This window comes from Streptomyces akebiae (assembly GCF_019599145.1).
Lineage (GTDB): Bacteria > Actinomycetota > Actinomycetes > Streptomycetales > Streptomycetaceae > Streptomyces > Streptomyces akebiae.
Map to the genome: position 1 here is coordinate 3,730,136 of NZ_CP080647.1, position 20,866 is coordinate 3,751,001.

A 20,866-nucleotide genomic window follows, 5' to 3' on the forward strand; every position below is an offset into this window, starting at 1 on the left:
CCCACTCGAGAAGGAACATTCTTCTGTGTAGGGCGATGCTTTGTATTCCCAGTACCTACGAGGAGCACCTGTGACCCAGACCAGCGAGAACGTCACCTGGCTGACCCAGGAGGCGTACAACCAGCTCAGGGCCGAGCTGGAGTACCTGTCTGGTCCCGCGCGCACGGAGATCGCCGCCAAGATCGCGGCCGCGCGCGAGGAGGGCGACCTGCGCGAGAACGGCGGGTACCACGCGGCCAAGGAGGAGCAGGGCAAGCAGGAGCTCCGTGTGCGCCAGCTGACCCAGCTCCTGGAGAACGCGAAGGTCGGCGAGGCGCCGGCCTCGGCGGACGGCGCGGTGGCGCCCGGCATGGTCGTGACGATCGCCTTCGACGGCGACGAGGACGACACCGTGACCTTCCTGCTCGCCTCCCGGGAGTACGCCAGCTCCGACATCGAGACCTACTCGCCGCAGTCCCCGCTCGGCTCGGGCGTGATCGGCAAGAAGGTCGGCCAGGACGCCCAGTACGAGCTGCCGAACGGCAAGTTCGCCTCGGTGAAGATCCTCAAGGCCGTGCCCTACCAGAGCTGACCGCGTATCCTTCGCCCGACCCATGGCCCCCGGCACCCCTTCGGTGCCGGGGGCCCGGTCATGCGCGGGGACAGCGGCCGTTCATGCCGCCGCCGAGCGGTACTTCCGCACGGACAGGGTGCGGAATATGACGATGATGAGGACCGAGTAGATCAGCGAGGCCCACACCGGGTGCTGCATGGGCCAGGCGTCCGACGGCGACACCCCCGGGTTGCCGAAGAGCTCACGACAGGCCTGGACGGTGGCGCTGAACGGGTTCCAGTCGGCGATGTGCTGGAGCCAGGGCGTCATCCTGCTGGAGTCCACGAACGCGTTCGAGATGAAGGTGACCGGGAAGAGCCAGATCAGCCCGCCGGAGGTGGCCGCCTCGGGGGTGCGCACGGAGAGCCCGATCAGTGCGCCGACCCAGGTGAAGGCGTATCCGAGCAGGAGCAGCAGACCGAAAGCGCCGAGCACCTCGCCCGCGGTGGTGTGGGTGCGCCAGCCGACGAGCAGGGCGACCACGGCCAGCACGGCCAGGGTGAGGGCGGTCTGGACGAGGTCCGCGAGGGTCCGCCCGGTGAGCACGGCACCGCGCGCCATGGGCAGCGAGCGGAAGCGGTCGATGAGCCCCTTGTGCATGTCGTCGGCGATACCGGCTCCGGCACCGGCGGTGGCGAAGGTGACGGTCTGCGCGAAGATGCCGGCCATCAGGAACTCGGTGTAGACGTCCGGGTCCGTGGTCCCGCCGATGTTCATGGAGCCACCGAAGACATAGGTGAACAGCACCACGAACATGATGGGTTGAATCAGCCCGAAAATTACCATTTCCGGGATTCGGGACATACGAATCAGATTGCGCTTGGCGACGACCAACGAGTCCCGGACGGACCGGATGAACGGGTTGCCCGACGGTGCGACGCGCGCGGTTCCGGTGACGGCGCTCACTTGGACCCCTCCTTCCTGCGGCCGCGCCCTTTCGCCTCGGCCGCCTCCTCTTGCCCCGCGGCCTCGGCCTCGTCCTTCACCTCGGCGACGTGTCCCGTCAGGGAGAGGAACACGTCGTCCAGGGTGGGGCGGCGCAGGCCGATGTCGTCGATCTCGATGCCTCTGCCGTCCAGTTCCCGGATGACCTCGGCGAGGAGCTTGGCGCCGCCGGTGACGGGCACGGTGAGTTTGCGTGTGTGCTCCTCGACGGTGGTCGCGCCCTTGCCGAAGCCGGTCAGCACCTCGACTGCGGCCGGGATGCGCTCGCGCTCGTGCACGACGACCTCGACGCGCTCACCGCCGGTGCGGGCCTTGAGCTGGTCGGAGGTGCCGCGGGCGATGACGCGGCCGTGGTCGACGACGGCGATGTCGTGCGCGAGGTGGTCGGCCTCCTCCAGGTACTGGGTGGTGAGCAGCAGGGTCGTACCGCCGGAGACCAACTGCTTGATCACGTCCCACAGCTGCTGGCGGTTGCGCGGATCGAGTCCGGTGGTCGGCTCGTCCATGAACATCACCGGCGGCGACACCACCAGCGCGGCGGCGAGGTCGAGCCGGCGGCGCATTCCGCCGGAGTACGTCTTGGCCGGGCGGTCGGCGGCGTCGGCGAGGTGGAACTGCTCCAGCAGCTCCCCCGCGCGGACCTTCGCGTCCCTGGCCCGCATCTGGTAGAGCTGGCCGACCATCTGCAGGTTCTCACGGCCCGTCAGATACTCGTCGACCGCGGCGAACTGGCCGGAGAGGCCGACCGAGCGCCGCACGGCGTCGGGGTCCTTCAGCACGTCGATGCCGGCGACCACGGCCCTGCCGCTGTCGGGCCGCAGCAGAGTGGTGAGGCAGCGGACGGTGGTCGTCTTGCCCGCGCCGTTCGGCCCGAGCAGACCCAGAACGGTGCCCTCGGGGACGTCGAGGTCGACGCCGTCGAGGGCTCTTACATCACCGAAGGTCTTCACCAGGCCTTCGGCATGGATGGCGCCTGGCATGTGTTTTCTCCACGTGTTTGGGGTTCTTTCGCAGCGGAACAGCGGAACAGGCGGACACGCGGTCCGGGAGAGGGGGCACGAGACACACCGTAACGCGATGTATCGCGTCCCTCAATGGACTTACCCGAACGGGTGACGAGTGAAGATCGAAGAGGCGCCGCCCTCAGTCGATGACGATGTAACCCGCCTCGCGCAGGGCGGAGTTGACCTCGGCGCAGTGCTTCGGACCCCTCGTCTCCAGGTGCAGTTCGACCTCCACCTCCGTGAGCCCGAGCCGGGGGTCGGTCCGTACGTGGCTCACGTCCAGGACATTAGCGTCGACCGCTGACAACACCCCCAGAAGTGTCGCGAGGGCGCCGGGGCGGTCGGTGAGGCGGAGGCGTACCTGGAGGTAGCGGCCACCGGCGGCCATGCCGTGCCGCAGGATGCGCTGCATCAGCAGCGGGTCGACGTTGCCGCCGGAGAGCACCGCGACGACCGGCCCCTCGAAGGCCTTCGGGTCGCGCAGCAGGGCGGCGACCGGGCTGGCGCCCGCCGGCTCCACGACCAGCTTCGCCCGCTCCAGGCAGAGCAGCAGGGCGCTGGAGAGGTCGTACTCCGAGACCGTGCGGATCTCGTCCACCAGTTCGGCGACGATGCGGAACGGCACGTCGCCGGGCCGTCCGACCTTGATGCCGTCGGCCATCGTCGCCGGGTTCTCCACCGCCACGGGCAGTCCGGCGGCCAGCGACGGCGGATACGCGGCGGCGCCCTCCGCCTGGACGCCGATGACCCGCACGTCCGGCCGCAGCGCCTTCACCGCGACCGCGATGCCCGCCGCGAGCCCTCCGCCGCCGACCCCGACGACGATCGTGCGCACCTCCGGGCACTGCTCCAGGATCTCCAGGCCGACCGTGCCCTGACCCGCGATGACGTCGTGGTGGTCGAACGGGTGGATGAACACCGCGCCGGTTCCGGCCGCGTACTCCTGGGCCGCGGCCAGCGTCTCGTCGACCACCGTGCCGTGCAGCCGCACCTCGGCGCCGTACTCCTCGGTCGCGCTGATCTTCGGCAGCGGGGCGCCCTTCGGCATGAAGACCGTGGAGCGCACCCCGAGCAGGGAGGAGGCGAGGGCGACCCCCTGGGCGTGGTTGCCCGCGCTCGCGGCGACGACACCGGCGGCGCGCTCCTCGGGCAGCAGCCCGGCGATCCGGACGTACGCGCCGCGCAGTTTGAACGAGCCCGTCCGCTGGAGGTTCTCGCACTTGAGGTGCACCGGCGCGCCGACGAGCTGCGACAAATGCCTGCTGCCCTCCATCGCGGTGACACGTGAGACGCCGGTAAGCATCTTCTGGGCGCCTCGCACGTCGTCGAGCGTCACCACCGGAAAGGAGTCAGCCGTGCTGTAGCTCATGACCACCAGTCTCGCAGTTCACAGCCGTGGAACGCGGGTGTGACCAAGGCGCGGGACTGGTTTCAGCGGCGCCGGTACACCCCGCGCCCGGTCCGCGTACTCTGTCCCCCAACCCAGCGCCCCACGCATGAATTGAGCCTTTGGCCATGCCCACAACACCTGAAATGTCGATGGACATGACGACCGCCGGTGACAACGGTCTCCTCGACACGCTGCAGCACGAGGTCGCGGTGTTCGCACGCCGTGCCGAACAGACCCGGCTCGGCGGCGTCGGGCAGGTGCGCAACTCCATGGACCGTGCCGCGTACCTGCTGCTCAACCGCCTCGACAAGGAAGGCCCGATGGGCGTCAAGGCACTCGCGGCGAGCATGGGGATCGACTCCTCGACGGTCACCCGGCAGGTGGCGCCGCTCGTGGACACGGGACTCGTCAAGCGCACCTCGCACCCGGAGGACGGCCGGGCGGTGGTGCTCCAGCTGTCGCCCCGTGGGCTCGCCCGCCTTGAGGAGGTACGTTCCTCCAGGCGCCAGTTGATGGCCGAACTCACCCAGGACTGGGCCCCCGAGGAGCGCGAGGCGTTCTGCTCCCTCCTGACCCGTTTCAACACGGCGCTCTCGACCCGCATGGCGGCGGCGCCGGAGGCACCGTCGCCCTCCTGACCCTTGACCGCGCGCCCGCTCCTGGCCTCATATGAGATCGGGCCCTCGTCGTGGACGGCGGACGAAGCCGTGGACGGCGGACGACACCGTACGCGGCGGACCGAACGTGGGCGGCCGGGCCCGTTCCCCTCAGGGTCGGCCTCAGGCGGGAGGCGCGGTGCGAGATCGGCATGTGGTGCAAGGTGCCCGCCGGGCCCGGGAGTTCGAGGCGTTCGTCGCGGGTGCGGCGGGGCGGCTGTTGCAGACCGCAACCCTGTTCACGGCGGAGGCGCCGGACGACAACCCGCGCGCGCGGCGACTGCTGACGCAGGCCCTCGCCCACACGTACGCCACGTGGGACCGGCTGCGCGGTGAGGACCCCTACGACCGGACCCGACAGCAGTTGGCCGTCCGTTTCGCGCGCACGGCGTGGCACCATCACGCGCTCTTCCGCCACGCGCGCGTGGGTGTCCTGGGCGTTCTCAGCCCCCAGGAGCGGCTGATCCTGGTCCTGCGGCTCTATGAAGGGGTCGCCGAGGAACAGACGGCGGCGCTCCTGGGGCTGCCCGCCGAGCGGGTACGGACGATCTGTCTGCGCGCGATGGCGACCGTCCTGCATCCCCCGCGCGAGGTCGCCTCCCAGCAGGTGGTGGAGGTGCTGCCGTCATGAGTCTGCGGGAGCGCGAGACGGCCGTACGGCAGATCCTGGAGCGCAGGCCGGTGAAGGTGCCGCCCGATCTGTGCGCGGCGGCGATGCGGCGCGGCGGGCGTATGCTGCGGCGCCGGACGGTGGCCCGTCGTCTGCTGTGGCTGGTGCTGACGGCCGCCGTGGTGGCGTTCTTCGTGTGGGCGCTGACGACCCGCCCCTGGGTGGAGCCGCCGTCGACGACGACCCCACCGGTGACGGGCTGGTGAGCGCCCGCGGCCGGGACCGGTCCCGGCCGGGGGGTGCTCAGCCCAGCGCCTGCTGGAGGTCCGCCAGGAGGTCGTCGACGTTCTCGATGCCCACGGAGAGGCGGACGAGGTCGGCCGGCACCTCCAGGGCCGAACCGGCCGCCGAGGCGTGTGTCATGCGGCCCGGGTGCTCGATCAGGGATTCGACGCCGCCCAGGGACTCGCCGAGGGTGAACACCTTGGCGCGGTTGCAGACCTCCAGAGCCGCCTCCTCACCGCCGGTGACCCGGAACGACACCATGCCGCCGAAGGCCTTCATCTGCTTGGCGGCGACCTCGTGCCCGGGATGCTCGGGCAGGCCGGGGTAGTAGACGCCGGCCACGCGCGGGTGCCGGGTCAGCATGTCGGCGACCTTGGTGGCGTTCTCGCTGTGCCGGTCCATGCGGACGGCGAGCGTCTTGGTTCCGCGCAGCACCAGCCAGGAGTCGAAGGGCCCGGCGACCGCGCCCATGGCGTTCTGGTGGTAGGCCAGTTCCTCGCCCAGCTCCTGGTCGCCGACGATCAGGGCGCCGCCGACGACGTCGGAGTGGCCGCCCATGTACTTGGTGAGCGAGTGCACGACGACGTCCGCGCCGAGCCCGAGCGGCTGCTGGAGGTAGGGGGTGGCGAAGGTGTTGTCGACGACCAGCTTCGCGCCGGCCTCGCGGGCGACCTGGGCGACGGCCGGGATGTCGGTGATCCCGAGCAGCGGGTTGGAGGGGGTCTCCACCCAGACGACCTTGGTCTTGGGGGTGATGGCGGCGCGGACGGCGGCGGGGTCGGAGGTGTCGGCCACCGACCAGTCCACGCCCCACCGGGAGACGACCTTCGCGAAGAGACGGAACGTGCCGCCGTACGCGTCGTCGGGGATGACCACGTGGTCGCCGGGGCTGAGCAGCGTACGCAGCAGGCAGTCCTCGGCGGCCAGCCCGGACGCGAAGGCGAGGCCGCGGCGCCCGCCCTCCAGGGCCGCGAGGTTCTCCTCCAGCGCGGTGCGGGTGGGGTTGGCGCTGCGGCTGTACTCGTAGCCGCCGCGCAGGCCTCCTACGCCGTCCTGCTTGAAGGTCGAGACCTGGTAGATCGGCGGGACGACGGCGCCGGTGAGGGGATCCGCGGTGTTGCCCGCGTGGATCGCGAGGGTCTCGAAGTGTTGGCTGGTGTGGGTGTCGCTCATGGGTATCGAGCCTAAGCGGTGCGCCGGGCGTTGGGCGCCCAATGCCTCGGGGGCTCTGTGAACGGTCGATGACAGGTGCTCGTGTCCGGTCGTGCCCACGCGACGGGGCCGTGCACCGGTCACGGCCCCCGACCCTGGCCATGGTGCGGTTTCCGGAGTTGTCCACAGGTCCCCGACCGGGTTGGGCAATTGTCGGCGGCGTCTGGAACCCTTGTCGCATGGAGATTCTCTGGGTCCTGATGGCGATGCTCATGGTCGGGTTCGTGATGTGGCCGATCGTGGCGCGGCGGCGGGCCGGTATTCAGCAGGTCGAGGCGGGGCATCCGGACGCGGCCGACCCGGCGAACTACGGGTTCGTGCGCCAGGAGCTGCTGGACGTGCGGATGCCGGGGCCCGACCAGGATCTGCTGGACGTACTGGACGTGGTGCAGCGGTCCCAGGACTACCGCGCGGCGAAGCAGCTGCTGGCCGGTACGGACGCGGTCGGCGAGGTCAGATGGCAGCGGGTGCAGGCGTTCGCGGGCGCGGCGGCGCTGGAGCTGGCGCAGCGTCCCGGCGGGGTGGGCGAGACGCCGGGCGGACAGTGGCTGCGGGTGTGGCGCGCGGAGGCACCCAAGGACGCGGGCGGCGCGGCGGTGCACGCGGAGTTCCTGGTGCAGCAGGCGTGGCGGACGTCGACGCCGGGCACGGACGACTTCCGGATCATCATGGAGGAGGCCAGGTCGGCGTGTGGTGACGCGGCGCTGCTGGCCCCGGGCGACCCGATCCCGTACATCATCGAGCTGTCGGTGGCACGTGGGCTTGAGTACTCCCGCGAGGAGTTCGAGCAGCTGTGGCTGAAGATCCTCGACCGGGCCCCGGCGCACATGGGCGCGCACATGGCGGCCCTGCACTACTGGTGCGAGAAGTGGCACGGCTCGCGGGAGCTGGCGTACTCCTTCGCCGAGGCGGCCGCCGCCCGCGCGCCGCAGGGCTCGCTCCTCGCGGCCATGCCGCTCTTCGCGGTCTTCGAGCACCTGCCCGAGGTGAACCTGGTGCAGGGCTTCTACGAGAGCGAGGTCGTCACCAAGGCGATCCACGGTGCCCTGTTCGCGGTGCACGCCGCGCGCCCCGACGACCCGATGCTGGCCCATGTCCGCCATCTGCTGATCTTCTTCCTGGTCCGCTCCGAGCGCTGGTCCGAGGCCATGGACCAGCTGGTCCACGTCGACGGCCACGTGGGTGCCCTCCCCTGGACCCTCACCTCCGACCCGGCCGCGGACTACGCGATATACCGGGCGCTGGCGGTGGCGGGCTACGAGGCGAACGGCGGCAGCCCGGCGACGCTTCCGCACTGATCCCGTGAGACGCCCGGTCACCCGGTAAGCCCTTGCGACCCCGCACACCCGTGCGAAATACTCCGCCCCTCACGCGTTGGTCATGGACACGTCCCGAGCCGACCGTTTTCACCGTATACATGATCGTTCGCGATCTTTCCGTGGGGGGAAATCTGCCCAATGGGCGCGACCCTGCGCGCACTGCGCGCTCTCGTGCTGCTCGCCGGCTTCTATCTGCTCGGCGTGATCCTGCTCGCGGTGCTCGCCGGCGCCGACTACCTGCTCTACCTGCACGCTCCGTCCGGCGTCGCCGCCAAGCTGTACGTGGTCTCCGTACTGCTCGCGATCCCGCTGGTTCGCGGTCTGTTCATGCTGCGGACGCCGAAGGGCGAGGAACTGCCGGGGCTGCCGGTGACGGAGGCCGACGAGCCCGAACTGTGGCGGACCGTAAGGGAGTTGGCCGACAAGGTCGGCACCCGGGCCCCCTCCCGGATCGTGCTGACGGCCGACGTCAACGCCGCGGTCAGCGAGGACGCCCGGCTGCTGGGCCTGCTCCCCGGACCGCGCCGCCTCTACCTCGGCGTACCCCTGCTCCAGGGCCTGACCGAGGCGCAGCTGCGCGCGGTCCTCGCGCATGAGCTGGGCCACTACTCGAACTCCGACACCCGGCTCGCCGCCCTCACCGTGCGTGGCCGGGCCCAGGTGCTGCGCACCGTCCGGCACTTCGAGGAGCGGGCCGACAGGACCGCCGGACGCGAGCGGGCCCGGCAGGAGAAGAAGAACGCCAGGGCCGTGGCCAAGGGGAAGAAGACCCGGGAGATCGACACCGGGCACGCGGGCGTCACGTACCGCGCGATGGCGAAGATCTACATCGGCTACGCCAAGCTGTACATGCGCGCCACGCTCGCCGGTTCACGCCGCCAGGAGTACGCCGCCGACCTCGCGTCCGTCCGTGTCGCCGGCCGGGACGCCACCGCGTCGGCGCTGCGCGAGATCCCGGCGCTGGACGCGGCGTTCGGCTTCTACATGAACAGCTACGCCACGCTCGGCGCCGAGGCCCGGCTGATGCCGCCGCGCGGCGAGTTCATCGGCGGATACGGGCGGATGCTCTCCGCCCGCCAGCTCGAACTGGTCGGCCTGCGCACCGACCTGCCGACCGAGCCGGCCTCGCCGTACGACTCGCACCCGCCCATCGCCGACCGGGTCGAGCGGATCGAGGCACTGCCCGCCGACGGCCGCGCCGACGAGGCCAGGGGCGCGGCGCTCGGTCTGCTCGCCGACCCGGACCGGACCCTGGCGGCGCTGGAAGACGCGGTCCTCACCGAGGACGTGCTGCGGTTCCGGCGCACCGGCGACTGGCAGGAGTTGCTCGCCGGTTCGATGGTCGCGAACTTCGCCTCCCTCGACACCCCGCTGCACCGGGCACTCGCCATGTACACCAAGGACCACCCGACGCTCGCCGCGCTGCTCAAGGTGATCGACGACGGTCAGCTGTGGCAGTTGGCGCGGCGGCTGCCCCTGTCCGACCAGGCGGCCGAAGCGCGTGGCCGGGCTTTCCGTGAGTTCGCGCGGCCCGCGCTGGCCGACGCGCTGCAGGGCATGGTGCTGGCCGAGTTGAGCGCCCACTCGCGGCTGAGCTGGGAGTTCTCCTGGTCGGAACCGGCCGCGGTGCGGCTGGCGCCCGCGCCGGACGGCACGGAGACCGACCTCGCGGCCGCGATCGACGCGGCCGTCGCCGACCACCCCGACACGCGCCCGCTGCGCATGCTGCTGCCCACCCCCCAAGGCCCCGCCGCCCGAGAAACGGACGCACCGCGATGACCGTACTGCTGTGGATTCTGGCCGTCCTGGCGGTGCCGACCCTGCTCTTCGGGCTCTGGATCGCCGGAGTGTTCCTCAAGGAGTTCTTCCGACCCAGCGGGGACGTCGACCCGGACGTCGCCGAGGCGATGGGGCTGCTGCCCGCAGAGCGGCAGAACACCAAGTACGCGGGTCCGCTGCCCGCCGGCTGGGACGCGACGCTCGCGGCCGTGCGCGGCGGCGACTGGAAGGCGGGCGCCAAGCTGCTGCAGGACATCGGCCGAGACTGGGACCGGCGCTCGCGCGCGGCGGCCCTGCTGGGCGACATCGCCGCCGATGACGACGACTGGCTGCTCGCCTGGGAGGCCGACCGCCCCGACGACCCGGACGCGGCCGTGGTCCGCGCCCGCAGCACGGTCTTCCTCGCCGGGAACCTGCGGGGCGCGAAGAAGGCCAAGTACACGACCCAGGAGCAGTTCGCCGGATTCCACCGGATGCTGGAGCGCTCCCGGGAGGAGATCGCGCGGGCCGCCCTGCTGAACCCCGACGACCCCACGCCGTACGTCACGGAGATCACGGTCGCCCTCGGGCTCGGCTATCCGCACGCCGAGATGGACAGGCTCTGGACGGAGATCACCGCCCGGGCGCCGCACCACTACGAGGCGCACTTCTCGGCACTGCAGTACTGGTGTGCGAAGTGGCGGGGCTCCGAGGAACTGGCGACGGAGTTCGCCGAGCGGGCGGCGGCGAACGCGCCGCTGGGCGGTCTGCTGAGCGTCCTGCCGCTGATCGCGCACTTCGAGCACGACACGTCGGACGACGCGGAGGCGGACCGTACGCCGAAGATGATCGGCCGGGTGGACGCCGGACTCGCGGACGCCGCCGCGGCCGACCCGACCCACCCCCGCCTCCCGGAACTCCGGCACCTCCTCGCGTACTACCTCGCCCTCCAGGACCGCGACGACGCCGCGCTCGAACAGTTCAAGCTGGTCGACGGATACGTCAACGCGCTGCCGTGGCGCTATCAGGGCGACGGTGAGGCGATGGCCGAGTACTACTGCCGCATCCGGAACGCCACGGCACAGGCGGTGGCGGCGGCGTCCGCGACCGCCTGAGCGGGCGGGCCCCGGGGCCCAGGGACGCGGGCGGTATCCGGAACGTTCTCCGGGTACCGCCCGCTCGTTCACAGCCCGGCTGCGGAGCCCCGCCTTCCGCCGGGCCGCCGGGGCGTCTCGCGGTCAGCTGTCCGTGCGGGCGGGCAGCCGCCATCCCGGGCGGGGGAAGTGGCAGGTGTAGCCGTCCGGGTAACGCTGCAGGTAGTCCTGGTGTTCGGGCTCGGCCTCCCAGAAGGGGCCGACCGGCTCCACCTCGGTGACGACCCTGCCCGGCCACAGGCCGGAGGCGTCCACATCCGCGATCGTGTCCTCGGCGATCCGCTTCTGCTCGTCGTCCACGTAGTAGATCGCCGAGCGGTAGCTGAGGCCGATGTCGTTGCCCTGGCGGTTCTTGGTGCTCGGGTCGTGGATCTGGAAGAAGAACTCCAGGATCGCGCGGAAGTCGGTCCGCTCGGGGTCGAACAGGATCTCAATGGCCTCCGCGTGCGTGCCGTGGTTTCGATACGTGGCGTTCGGCACGTCGCCCCCGGTGTATCCGACCCGGGTCGCCGTCACTCCCGGGAGTCGGCGGATCAAGTCCTGCATACCCCAGAAACATCCGCCCGCCAGCACGGCCCTCTGCGTCTGCGCGGTCATCGCGACCCTCCCATGCGTGTCAGCTCGGTGACTCGGTGTACTCGTCTCGCACCCCGCCGCCAATCCGATGCCCACCGTCCTCAACGCGTGAGGACTCCGAGCGATTCCGTGCCGCCGGTGTCGCGGCACGGCGGAGAGAAGCGCGCACGGCCCTCAGGGGCCGTGTCCGCCGCCCTCCGGCTCGAACTCCGCGAGCATCCGTTCCAGTCCCGCCTGGTCCGGGCCCGTGAAGGGCGGGGCGTCCGGGGCCGTGGTGAGGGTGTCGAGGAGGGAACCGGTGATGCCCGCGGCCGGAGGCAGGTGGGTGGACAGGACGAGGTCGGGCTTGCGGTCCTTCAGCGGCTGGAAGGTCGCGAGGTACTTGTCCATGTCGACCGTCCTCACCCAGGGGCTGTCCACCGTGGCCCAGAGGAGTTGGGCGTTGCGCAGATCGTCGACGGCGACGTCCCGGACGTCGACGGCCTGGGCGAGGTCGGCCGTGGGAAGCGGCGCGCCGAAGCAGTCGGAGCTGAAGCAGACACCGGAGAGGTCGTCGAAGAAGCCGACGGTGGCGGGGTTGTCGAACAGCGGCGGGCGGAAGCCGGTGAGGGTGCGGTCGCCGATGTCCATCGTCTCGCCGGGATTCAGGAGATAGCAGCGGTCCAGGGGCAGCGGGCGTTCGCAGGAGAGGATCCCCGCGCCGACGAAGGTCGTCACGACCCGTGCGTCGGGCGCCGCCGCGAGCAGGTCGAAGAGGCCACCTGTGTGGTCGCGGTCGGGGTGGGTGAGCCAGATCCAGCGCACGTCCTTGGGATCCAGCACCGAATTGAGCGTCTCGACGAAGTTCCGGTCGGGCAGGCCCAGGCCGGTGTCGACCACGACCGGCTGGGCGGACAGCAGGACGAACGCGTTCACCGGGATGTACCCGATCCCCGGCACCTCCAGGCTGTCGGCGAGAACGCTGATGTCCGGGCGCAGCCGGTGGACCGTGCCCGGACGGGTCTTCTGCAGGGGCATGTCGCTCACACCTCGTAAGCCCCCCTGAGGGTGATCGCGTCGCGGCCGCCTGTGTCTCCCCCGTTCCCTCCATCGTGCGGCCGTCCCACGGCGCCCGCATCCGGGCGCCGTGGTCACCGGCAAAGGGGCCTCACCGGCCGAGGGGCGACGACGTGTCGCCGCTCAGATCGTCGAGGTGTCGATCACGAAGCGGTAGCGCACATCGCTGGCCAGCACCCGCTCGTACGCCTCGTTGATCTGGTCCGCGCGGATCAGCTCGATCTCGGCGCCGAGGCCGTGCTCGGCGCAGAAGTCCAGCATCTCCTGGGTCTCCGGGATACCGCCGATGCCGGAGCCCGCGAGGGTCTTGCGGCCGGCGATGACGGAGAAGAGGTTGAGGGCGACGGGCTCCTCGGGGGCGCCGACGTTCACGAAGGCGCCGTCGGTCTTCAGCAGGGAGAGGTAGGCGTCGAGGTTCAGGGGGGCCGAGACCGTCGACAGGATCAGGTCGAAGGTGCCCGCCAGCTCCTTGAACGTCGCCTCGTCGCTGGTCGCGTAGTAGTGGTCGGCACCCAGCTTCAAACCGTCCTCCCGCTTGCGCAGCGACTGCGAGAGCACGGTCACCTCGGCGCCGAGCGCGTGCGCGAGCTTGACCCCCATGTGACCGAGGCCGCCGAGACCGACGACGGCGACCTTCTTGCCGGGGCCGGCGTTCCAGTGCTTGAGCGGGGAGTACGTGGTGATGCCGGCGCACAGCAGGGGCGCGGCCTCGTCGAGGGCGATGCCGTCGGGGATGCGCAGGGTGAAGGCCTCGTCGACGACGATCTTCTCCGCGTAGCCGCCGTAGGTGGGCTCGCCGTCCTTGCCGACGGCGTTGTACGTGCCGACGTTGCCCTTGAGGCAGTACTGCTCCAGGCCCGCCCGGCAGTTCTCGCACTCGCGGCAGGAGTCGACCATGCAGCCGACGCCGACCTTGTCGCCGACGGCGAACTTGGTGACGCCGGAGCCGACGGCCTCGACGACACCGGCGATCTCGTGGCCGGGGACCATCGGGAAGATCGCCTCGCCCCAGCCCTCACGGGCCTGGTGGATGTCCGAGTGGCAGATACCGGCGTACTTGATGTCGATCAGAACGTCGAACTCACCGACCTCGCGACGCTCGATCGTGGTGCGCTCCAGCGGAGCCTTGGCGGCGGGTGCCGCGTAGGCGGCAACAGTGGTGGTCATGCCGGAATTCTCCTGATCATCGTCCCGCATCCGGCCTGCCTTCCGGCCGGCTGCGAGGACCAGCCTGCCCGAGATCCCTGACATCACCCAGGCCACGGCTTTGCGTACGTCCGGCGGTCCTACCACTGGTGGGGTCAGGCTCACCGGCCTGCTTGGTCGTACGACCGTGAATACTTGCCGTATGGACGAACAGCCCGAAGCCGCACAGGAGCCCCAGGCCGGTCTGACCGGTCAGACCGGTCAGACCGCCGGGGCGCTGGACCGGCGTGCCGAGCTCAGCGAGTTCCTGCGCACCCGGCGGGCCCGGCTGCAGCCGGAGGACGTGGGCCTGCCGACCTTCGGGCGGCACCGCCGCGTTCCCGGGCTGCGCCGGGAGGAGCTGGCGCAGCTCGCCGGGGTGTCGGTGGCGTACTACACGCGGCTGGAGCAGGGCAACGGGCGCAATGTGTCGGCGGAGGTGCTCGACTCCATCGCGCGTGCCCTCCGGCTGAACGACGCGGAGCACGCCCATCTCACGCATCTCGCGAAGCCCAAGGCGCACAAGAAGAAGCGGTCGGCCCGGCCGCAGCAGGTGCGGGGCGCCCTGCGGCAGCTGATCGACACTCTGGACGGCGTTCCCGCGTACGTCACGGGCCGGCGCTCGGACATCCTGGTGTGGAACCGGATGGCGGCGGCGGTGTTCGGGGACTGGTCGGCGCTGCCGGCGCAGGAACGGAACTGGGCGCGGATGGTGTTCCTGCGGCCCGACTACCGGGACCTGTACGTCGACTGGGACCAGAAGGCGGCCGACATCGTCAGCTATCTGCGGATGGACGCGGGCTGTCATCCGGACGATCCGCTGCTGTCGGCGCTGGTGGGCGAGCTGTCGGTGAAGAGCGAGGAGTTCCGGCGGCTGTGGGCGACGCACGACGTGAAGGAGAAGAGCCACGGGGTGAAGCGCATGCACCACCCCCTGGTCGGTGAACTCACCCTCTCCTTCGAGACGTTCCACCTTCCCGACGACCACGAGCAGACCCTGATCACCTACCACGCCGAACCGGGCTCCCCCTCCGCCGACGCCCTGCGTCTCCTGGCAAGCTGGGGCACGGACGCGACCCGCGCGTCGACGGCGACGCCGTAGCCGCCTGGCCACGGCGTCGCCCGCCCTGCCGGTGACAGCCCTCGACGCGTCTCTCACCTGCCGAAGTACGCGTCGTGGATCGTCACCGTCGACTTGTTCCCCTTCTTGTCGGTGACCACGGCTCGCAGCGAGACGCTCTTGCCCGCCGCCGGAGCCTTCTGGGTGAACCTGCCGTTCTTCAGGGCGGCCTTCGTCCACTTCTTGCCGTCACCGGACACGTACACGGCCAGCGACTTGAGGTTCTCGCCCCTGGCCGCGCCCTGCACGGTGACGCGGACTATGCCTTCGGTGCCGGCCGGGGCGGTGCTGTCGAGCCCCAGGAACGGGGCGCCGAAGCGGACGGTGGAGACCGGGAGTTTCGTGTCGCCCGCGGTCTTCCGCGATGTGAACGTCCAGCTCGCGTCGATCCGGGAGGAGGCCCTGGCCAGGTCGGCGGACCGGGAGATGGACGTCGTCAGACGGTAGGTGGCGAGGCCCGCCGGTACCTTGAACTGCCCCGACCCGTCCAGCGCGTCCTCGCCGGACGCGAGCTTCTCGCCGTTGCGGTGGAGGACCGTCGTGACCTTCTCGTAGAAGGAGGCCCCGGCGTGCCCGCGCCCGTCGGCGAACATCGGCAGCAGGCCGTACACAAGGTTCCCGTCGCGGCGGATGCCGTGGAACCCGGCGATCTTGGGGCCGATGACACCGACGTTGAAGGTCCGTGTGTACGTCCGGCCCGCCTTGAAGGTGTGGCTGTCGCCGGTCGTGTAGTACGCGTCCAGGAGCGGGAAGCCCTGTTCGTCCTCGGCGCCGTACTGCTCGAAGTCGAGGCTCCACTTCACCCCGCGCACGGCGGACAGGTACAGCGTGCGGGTGCCGGGCAGCGGCTGTGGGACGCCGACGGCGGGTGAGCCCGGGCTGTCGGGTAGCCAGGCCCAGGGGATGACGGCGCCCGTCTTCCCCGCCGCGGAGGAGCCCAGGCCGGTCCGCACGGTGGACAGCTCGCCCTTCTTCCAGCGCTTGGTGAAGCCGGTGGCGAGCTTCGCGACCTCGCCGCCGGTGGCGACGGCCCACTGCGCGGTGTCGCCGGCGGTCCACTGGCCCACCCAGTTCTGGCTGAGCCGGCCGCCGGTGATCTTCGGACCGAGGTGCGCGGTGCGGAACCCCTCGTACGTGTCGAGCAGCCATCCGAAGGTGTACCCGCTGCCGCCCGCCCGCAGGGTGAACTCCGGTGCCGCGAAGGCCGGTTCGGCGGCGGTGTCGGGGACGGTGATGTCCACGGGTTTCGTCTTGCGGGCGTCCAGCGTGAGGGAGGTCGTCCGGTCGACGGTGAGCGTCGGCCGGGACAGCCAGGCCGCCCCCTTGCCGTGATCCTTCGGGTCCACGACGATCCCGGCATTGAAGATGTACGTCCCCTCCGGCACCCGCAGCTCGACGGTGCCGTCCTTGTCGTACGGGGTGAACCACGTGCCCTCGGCGAGCCCGGAGATCCCGGTGAGGTCGAGCATGTGGTGCACGGCGGGCCTGCCGTCCTGGTCGATCATCCTCAGCGTGACGTCGTACGACTCCTCCTCGCGGTGCACGGCCGCCGCCGTGCGGACACTCTGGCCGCCGCCCTCGGCGACGACGTACGCCGAGTAGGCCCCGTCGAGGCCGCCGCCGAGCCTGGTGTCGACGGTGACCTTCACGGTGGCGCTGCCGCGCGCCGGGACGGTGACCTTCTTCGCGCCGAGCCGGAAGAAGCCGGCCGGGGCGGGCTTGCCGTTCGGCGCGATGCCGGTGACCGTCAGGCCGAGCGTGACGGACTTGGTGCCGAGGTTCTCGTAGGTGAGCTTCCTGGTCACCGGCTTGTCGTCGGTGTGCGGCCACTTCTGGACGCCGAAGTCGAGCGAGACCGGGTCGGCGATCACCCGCTGCTTGATCGCCCGGTCGACACGGATCCGGCCCGAGCCCTGCTCGAACGGCGTGTACGGGCCGCCCTTGGCGGACGCGACGAGGACGGCCTTCAGTTCGGCGTACGTCCAGTCCGGGTGCTGTTGCTTGAGGAGGGCGGCGGCGCCCGCGACGTGCGGGGTGGCCATCGACGTGCCGGAGATGGTCAGGTATCCCTCGGGCTTCTGGCCGACCTCCTCGTCGATGACGCTGCCCGGCGCCGCGGCGGCGGTGACGGCGACACCGGGCGCGGTCACGTCGGGCTTGATCCGGCCGTCCATCCCGGGGCCCCGGCTGGAGAACGGGGCGAGTTCGTCCTTGTCGTCGACGGCGCCGACGGTGAGGGCGGCGGCCGCGCTGCCCGGCGAGCCGACCGTCCGCTCCCCGTCGCCCTCGTTGCCGGCGGCGACCGCGAAGAGGATGCCCTTCTCGGCGGAGAGCTTGTTGATCTGCGCCTCCATCGGGTCGACCTCGGGGGTGTCGCCGCCGCCCAGACTGAGGTTGACGACGTCGGCGCCCTGCTCGGCGGCCCACTCCATGCCCGCGATGATGCCGGAGTCGTCGCCGTAGCCCTCGTCGCTCAGCACCTTGCCGTTGAGCAGCTCGGCACCGGGCGCGACGCCCTTGTACCGGCCCTTGGACCTCGCCCCCGTGCCCGCCGCGATGGAGGCGACGTGCGTGCCGTGACCGTATGCGTCGGTGGTGTCGGGCGAGGTGGAGAAGTTCTTGGCGGCCGTCACCTGGCCCTTGAGGTCGGGATGGGTGGCGTCGACGCCCGTGTCCAGGACGGCGATGGTGACGCCCTTGCCGTCGAAGCCCGCCTTCCAGGCCTTGGGGGCGCCGATCCGGGAGACCGAGGTGTCGAGGCTGACCTTGCGGACGCCGTCCAGCCAGAGGTTCGCGACCCCGGTGGCGGTGGTGCCGTCGGCGTCGGTGACCGCCTTCCACAGCTCGGCGGCATCGTCCCTCGGGGTGAGCACCGCGTCGGCGTTCAGGGTCTTCAGGGTGCGCCGGACCTCGGTGTCGCCGGCGTGCCGAACGTCGGCGCGGGCGTCCGCGGCGGTTCCCGAGTAGCCGACGATCAGTTTGAGGCCCTGCTTCTGGGAGGTGCGGGTCGCCGCACGGTTCAGCACGGTGACGTCGAAGAGCCGCTTGTCGACCCGTCCGGTGGCGATGAGCCGGGCGGCGTCGGCCGGCAGCACATAGGTGTGGCCGTCGGCCGTGCGCACCTGCACCGGCACACCCTCACGGCCCTTCGCCCGCTCCAGGCCCAGCACCCGTCCCTCGGCGTCGACGAGCACGCGGTCACCGGTGACGAGGGTGATGCGATGGCTCACCCCGGCTCCCCCGCCTCGGGTATCGGGGCCGGCCAGGGCCGAGCCGGTGGCACTCTCGGATATCGCGGACGCCGGGCTGGTCAGGCCCGCCGTCGTCCCCAGGGTCGTTCCCGCCGTCACCAGCACGGCCGACGCCATGGCGGTCGCGGCCGTACGCGCGCGCTTCGCATGTCTGCGCAAGTCTCCCCCTTGAGCCCGCTGATCCGGTTGACCCGGTTAATCCGGCCAGGGGACCGTCCGCACACATACGCGTCAATTCCCCCCGGTCTACGCAGTATGACCGGGGGTCAACTCGTGCCACATGCCTCGCGACTGGGCGCAAAGCGGCGAACTCCGGGCCACGCGCGACCCGCACGCGCCCCGGACTCCGCGCCCACGCGCCCCGCGTCCCGAGAGCGCCGACGACGCCCGGGACACCTGAGGCGCCCGGGAGATCCCTCGGCTCACGTCCCGGCGTTCTCCTTCACCGTGATCCGCCCCTTGCGGATCGTCGCGACCCTGGGGGCCTTCTTCGCCAGGACGGAATCATGGGTGACCATGATGAAAGTGAGCCCGTGCTCCTTCCACAGCGTCTCCAGGACCTCCATGATCTCGTCGCGCGTGGACTCGTCGAGGTTGCCGGTGGGCTCGTCCGCGAGCAGCACCTTCGGCCGCTTCACCAGCGCGCGGGCGATCGCGACGCGCTGCTGCTGACCACCCGACAGTTCGGCCGGCAGATGCCCCAGCCGCTCGCCCAGCCCCACCGACTCGAGCGCCTCGGCGGCTCGGTCCCGCCGCTCCTTCGTCCTCACCCCGAGCGGCACCAGAGCCGTCTCGACGTTCTCCTGCGCGGTCAGCGTCGGGATCAGATTGAAGCTCTGGAACACGAACCCGATGTTCTCGCTCCGCACCTTCGTGAGCTTCGCCTCCGACAGCCTCGCCAGATCGGTCCCGTCGAGCTCGACGCTCCCGTCGGACGGCTTGTCCAACCCCCCGAGCATCTGGAGCAGCGTGGACTTTCCGCCCCCGGTGGGCCCCTGGATGACCAGCCGATCCCCGTCGGCGATGGTGAGGTCGACCCCGTCGAGCGCGGTCACGGTGTCCTTGCCGCGCGCGTACCGCTTGGTGACGCCACTGAGTACGTACATGTGCAACTCCCGGAAGACGTAAGAGGGTTGGTAGCTGATCCAGCCGCGGGCGGTCGTGCCGCCGGGCCCGTCTACTCCACGCGCCGCAACGCGTCCGCCGGCCGCAGCCGGGAGGCGCGCCATCCTCCGAACGCCCCCGCGATCAACCCACCCGCGACGGCGAGCCCCACCGCCATACCGATCGTCGTGACGCTGACGGGTGCCGTGAGCGCCACTTCCAGCGCGTTCGATGCGGCCTGGCCTCCGCCACCGGGCCCACCCCCGCCGGCGAAGCCACCGGGCCCACCGCCGCCGGGTCCGCCACCGAACCCACCGCCGGTCGCCCCGACCTCCGCCTGCAGCGTCGGGCTGATCGCCGTCACCGCGTAGGCGCCACCGAGCCCCAGCGCGATCCCGAGCGCACCGCCCACGAGCCCGTTGACGACGGCCTCACCGACGACCTGCCGGGTCACCCGCCCCGACTTCCACCCCAGCGCCTTGAGCGTGCCGAACTCCCGCACCCGCCGGGACACGGCCGACGAGGTGAGCAGCCCTGCCACCAGGAACGCGGCCACGAGCACCGCGATCGACAGCCACTTGCCGACGTTGGAGGCGAGGTCGGACGCGGTGGACAGCGATCCGGAGACCGTGTCGGCGAGATCGGCGGAGGTGGTGACGGTCGTCCCGGAGATGTTCTTCTGGATGGCCGCCTTGACGCTGTCGATCCGCTGCGAGTCGCTCGCCCTGACGTAGATCGTGGTGACCTTGTCCTTGGAGTCGCTGAGCGTCTGCGCCTGCTCGAGCGGCATGTAGAGGTTGGCCGCCGCGTCCCCGCTGTCGGGCGTCGCGATCCCGATGACCTCGTACGTGACGCTGTTGATCGTGACGCTGCCCCCGACCTTCAGCTCCTTCTCCTTGGCGTACGACTTGTCCGCGACGACCACCTTGGCGTTCGTCTCGGACGTCTTGAACGTACGACCGCTGGTGATCTTCGAGGAGGTCAGCGGGCCCAGCGCGGGCTCGGTGACGTCCGTGCCGTAGACGGAGTAGTTGTCGACGTCGAACTCGGCGCCGCCGCCCTCGACCCGCCCCTGGGGCTGCCCGGTGCCGCCGCTCTGACCGGCGCCGGGTCCGCCCTGCTGCCGGCCCCCGGCCCCCTCGTCCTGCTGGAACTGACCCCGCCGGAACTGCCCGTCCACCTTGATGACCTGGAGGCTGAGCCCACCGACGGCCTCCGCGACGCCCTGCTGCTCACCGACCTCGGTGACGGTCGAGCTCGCCAGCGTCGTGAAGCCCTGGACCCGGACGAGATCGCTGCTCTGCTGCTCGTCGGAGTCGTCGTCCTGGGCGTCGAACTCGAACCGGGGGCGTTCGCCGCCGTTCTCACCGGGCGCGGCGGCGGCCTTGGTGACGGTCATGTCCGTACCCAGGCCGTACAGGGATTGGAGCACTGTGCCCTGGGCCTTCTCCATGCCCGAGGACACGGAACTGACGACGATCACCAGCGCGATGCCCAGGGCGAGGCCGGAGGCGACGACGAGCGCCGCCTTTCTGCGGCGGCGCAGTTCGCGCCTCAGGTAGGTGAAGAACATGGCGGCAAGCTAGGTACGCCGCGTGATGAAGGGATAAGCCCGAGATAAGAGCCTGATGAGAACCCTGTGGGCGACC

Annotated in this window: 18 protein-coding genes; 8 read left to right on the forward strand and 10 right to left on the reverse strand. The window is 70.9% G+C overall.

Annotation, left to right across the window (positions count from 1 at the left end):
* The first annotated feature begins 70 nt into the window (after positions 1-70).
* Entirely contained in the window at positions 71-571 is a 501-nt protein-coding gene (greA, locus tag K1J60_RS15920) for a transcription elongation factor GreA (protein ID WP_033528003.1), read from the forward strand.
* An 81-nt stretch (positions 572-652) separates the two neighbouring features.
* On the opposite strand, the gene K1J60_RS15925 is transcribed toward greA, so the two are convergent.
* From K1J60_RS15925 to ilvA, 3 genes are all read right to left on the reverse strand, one after another.
* Entirely contained in the window at positions 653-1,498 is an 846-nt protein-coding gene (locus K1J60_RS15925) for an ABC transporter permease (RefSeq protein ID WP_220646797.1), read from the reverse strand.
* Positions 1,495-2,517 carry an ATP-binding cassette domain-containing protein gene (locus K1J60_RS15930; protein ID WP_220646798.1) on the reverse strand — a complete coding sequence of 341 codons (1,023 nt, stop codon included), beginning with the start codon at positions 2,515-2,517 and terminating at the stop codon, positions 1,495-1,497. The genes K1J60_RS15925 and K1J60_RS15930 overlap by 4 nt, the downstream gene beginning before the upstream one ends.
* A gap of 163 nt (positions 2,518-2,680) precedes the next feature.
* Positions 2,681-3,910 (reverse strand): threonine ammonia-lyase, encoded by a 1,230-nt coding sequence (gene ilvA / locus K1J60_RS15935; RefSeq protein WP_220646799.1) that lies wholly within the window; start codon positions 3,908-3,910, stop codon positions 2,681-2,683.
* Positions 3,911-4,074: 164 nt separating this feature from the next.
* On the opposite strand from ilvA, the gene K1J60_RS15940 reads away from it, so the two are divergent.
* From K1J60_RS15940 to K1J60_RS15950, 3 genes are all read left to right on the forward strand, one after another.
* Positions 4,075-4,569: a MarR family winged helix-turn-helix transcriptional regulator gene (locus K1J60_RS15940; protein WP_220651492.1), complete on the forward strand. Its 495-nt coding sequence runs from the start codon at positions 4,075-4,077 to the stop codon at positions 4,567-4,569.
* A gap of 157 nt (positions 4,570-4,726) precedes the next feature.
* The gene (locus K1J60_RS15945) at positions 4,727-5,218 is read left to right on the forward strand and encodes a sigma factor-like helix-turn-helix DNA-binding protein (RefSeq protein WP_259407745.1); all 492 of its coding nucleotides are present in this window, start codon (positions 4,727-4,729) and stop codon (positions 5,216-5,218) included.
* A complete protein-coding gene (locus K1J60_RS15950) occupies positions 5,215-5,463 on the forward strand; it encodes a hypothetical protein (RefSeq protein ID WP_220646801.1) in 249 nt (82 codons plus the stop codon). The genes K1J60_RS15945 and K1J60_RS15950 overlap by 4 nt, the downstream gene beginning before the upstream one ends.
* Positions 5,464-5,500: 37 nt before the next feature.
* On the opposite strand, the gene K1J60_RS15955 is transcribed toward K1J60_RS15950, so the two are convergent.
* Positions 5,501-6,655 (reverse strand): cystathionine gamma-synthase, encoded by a 1,155-nt coding sequence (locus tag K1J60_RS15955; RefSeq protein WP_220646802.1) that lies wholly within the window; start codon positions 6,653-6,655, stop codon positions 5,501-5,503.
* A 218-nt stretch (positions 6,656-6,873) separates the two neighbouring features.
* Between K1J60_RS15955 and K1J60_RS15960 the strand changes: the two genes are divergently transcribed.
* The 3 genes from K1J60_RS15960 to K1J60_RS15970 all read left to right on the forward strand — a co-directional run bounded on the left by K1J60_RS15960 (position 6,874) and on the right by K1J60_RS15970 (position 10,886).
* Complete coding sequence (locus tag K1J60_RS15960; protein WP_220646803.1) at positions 6,874-7,992, forward strand: hypothetical protein; 1,119 nt, start codon at positions 6,874-6,876, stop codon at positions 7,990-7,992.
* 159 nt (positions 7,993-8,151) lie between these two features.
* Positions 8,152-9,792, forward strand: coding sequence for a M48 family metalloprotease (locus K1J60_RS15965; RefSeq protein ID WP_220646804.1), 1,641 nt, complete (start codon positions 8,152-8,154; stop codon positions 9,790-9,792).
* Positions 9,789-10,886 (forward strand): hypothetical protein, encoded by a 1,098-nt coding sequence (locus K1J60_RS15970; RefSeq protein WP_220646805.1) that lies wholly within the window; start codon positions 9,789-9,791, stop codon positions 10,884-10,886. The genes K1J60_RS15965 and K1J60_RS15970 overlap by 4 nt, the downstream gene beginning before the upstream one ends.
* A gap of 123 nt (positions 10,887-11,009) precedes the next feature.
* Here the strand turns inward: K1J60_RS15970 and msrA are convergent, their stop codons facing one another.
* The 3 genes from msrA to K1J60_RS15985 all read right to left on the reverse strand — a co-directional run bounded on the left by msrA (position 11,010) and on the right by K1J60_RS15985 (position 13,724).
* Complete coding sequence (gene msrA, locus K1J60_RS15975) at positions 11,010-11,522, reverse strand: peptide-methionine (S)-S-oxide reductase MsrA (protein WP_220646806.1); 513 nt, start codon at positions 11,520-11,522, stop codon at positions 11,010-11,012.
* A gap of 153 nt (positions 11,523-11,675) precedes the next feature.
* Positions 11,676-12,518: an MBL fold metallo-hydrolase gene (locus K1J60_RS15980; RefSeq protein ID WP_220646807.1), complete on the reverse strand. Its 843-nt coding sequence runs from the start codon at positions 12,516-12,518 to the stop codon at positions 11,676-11,678.
* 162 nt (positions 12,519-12,680) lie between these two features.
* Entirely contained in the window at positions 12,681-13,724 is a 1,044-nt protein-coding gene (locus K1J60_RS15985; protein ID WP_220646808.1) for an NAD(P)-dependent alcohol dehydrogenase, read from the reverse strand.
* Positions 13,725-13,905: 181 nt separating this feature from the next.
* Here K1J60_RS15985 and K1J60_RS15990 point away from each other — a divergent pair, with 181 nt between their 5' ends.
* Positions 13,906-14,844 carry a helix-turn-helix transcriptional regulator gene (locus K1J60_RS15990; RefSeq protein WP_220646809.1) on the forward strand — a complete coding sequence of 313 codons (939 nt, stop codon included), beginning with the start codon at positions 13,906-13,908 and terminating at the stop codon, positions 14,842-14,844.
* Positions 14,845-14,897: 53 nt separating this feature from the next.
* Here K1J60_RS15990 and K1J60_RS15995 read toward each other — a convergent pair whose 3' ends face one another.
* The 3 genes from K1J60_RS15995 to K1J60_RS16005 all read right to left on the reverse strand — a co-directional run bounded on the left by K1J60_RS15995 (position 14,898) and on the right by K1J60_RS16005 (position 20,790).
* Positions 14,898-18,272 carry a S8 family peptidase gene (locus K1J60_RS15995; protein WP_398683228.1) on the reverse strand — a complete coding sequence of 1,125 codons (3,375 nt, stop codon included), beginning with the start codon at positions 18,270-18,272 and terminating at the stop codon, positions 14,898-14,900.
* 263 nt (positions 18,273-18,535) lie between these two features.
* On the reverse strand, positions 18,536-19,219 hold the full coding sequence (locus K1J60_RS16000) for an ABC transporter ATP-binding protein (protein WP_220646810.1): 684 nt from the start codon (positions 19,217-19,219) through the stop codon (positions 18,536-18,538).
* 71 nt (positions 19,220-19,290) lie between these two features.
* Positions 19,291-20,790, reverse strand: coding sequence for an ABC transporter permease (locus tag K1J60_RS16005; protein WP_220646811.1), 1,500 nt, complete (start codon positions 20,788-20,790; stop codon positions 19,291-19,293).
* Positions 20,791-20,866 lie beyond the last annotated feature (76 nt).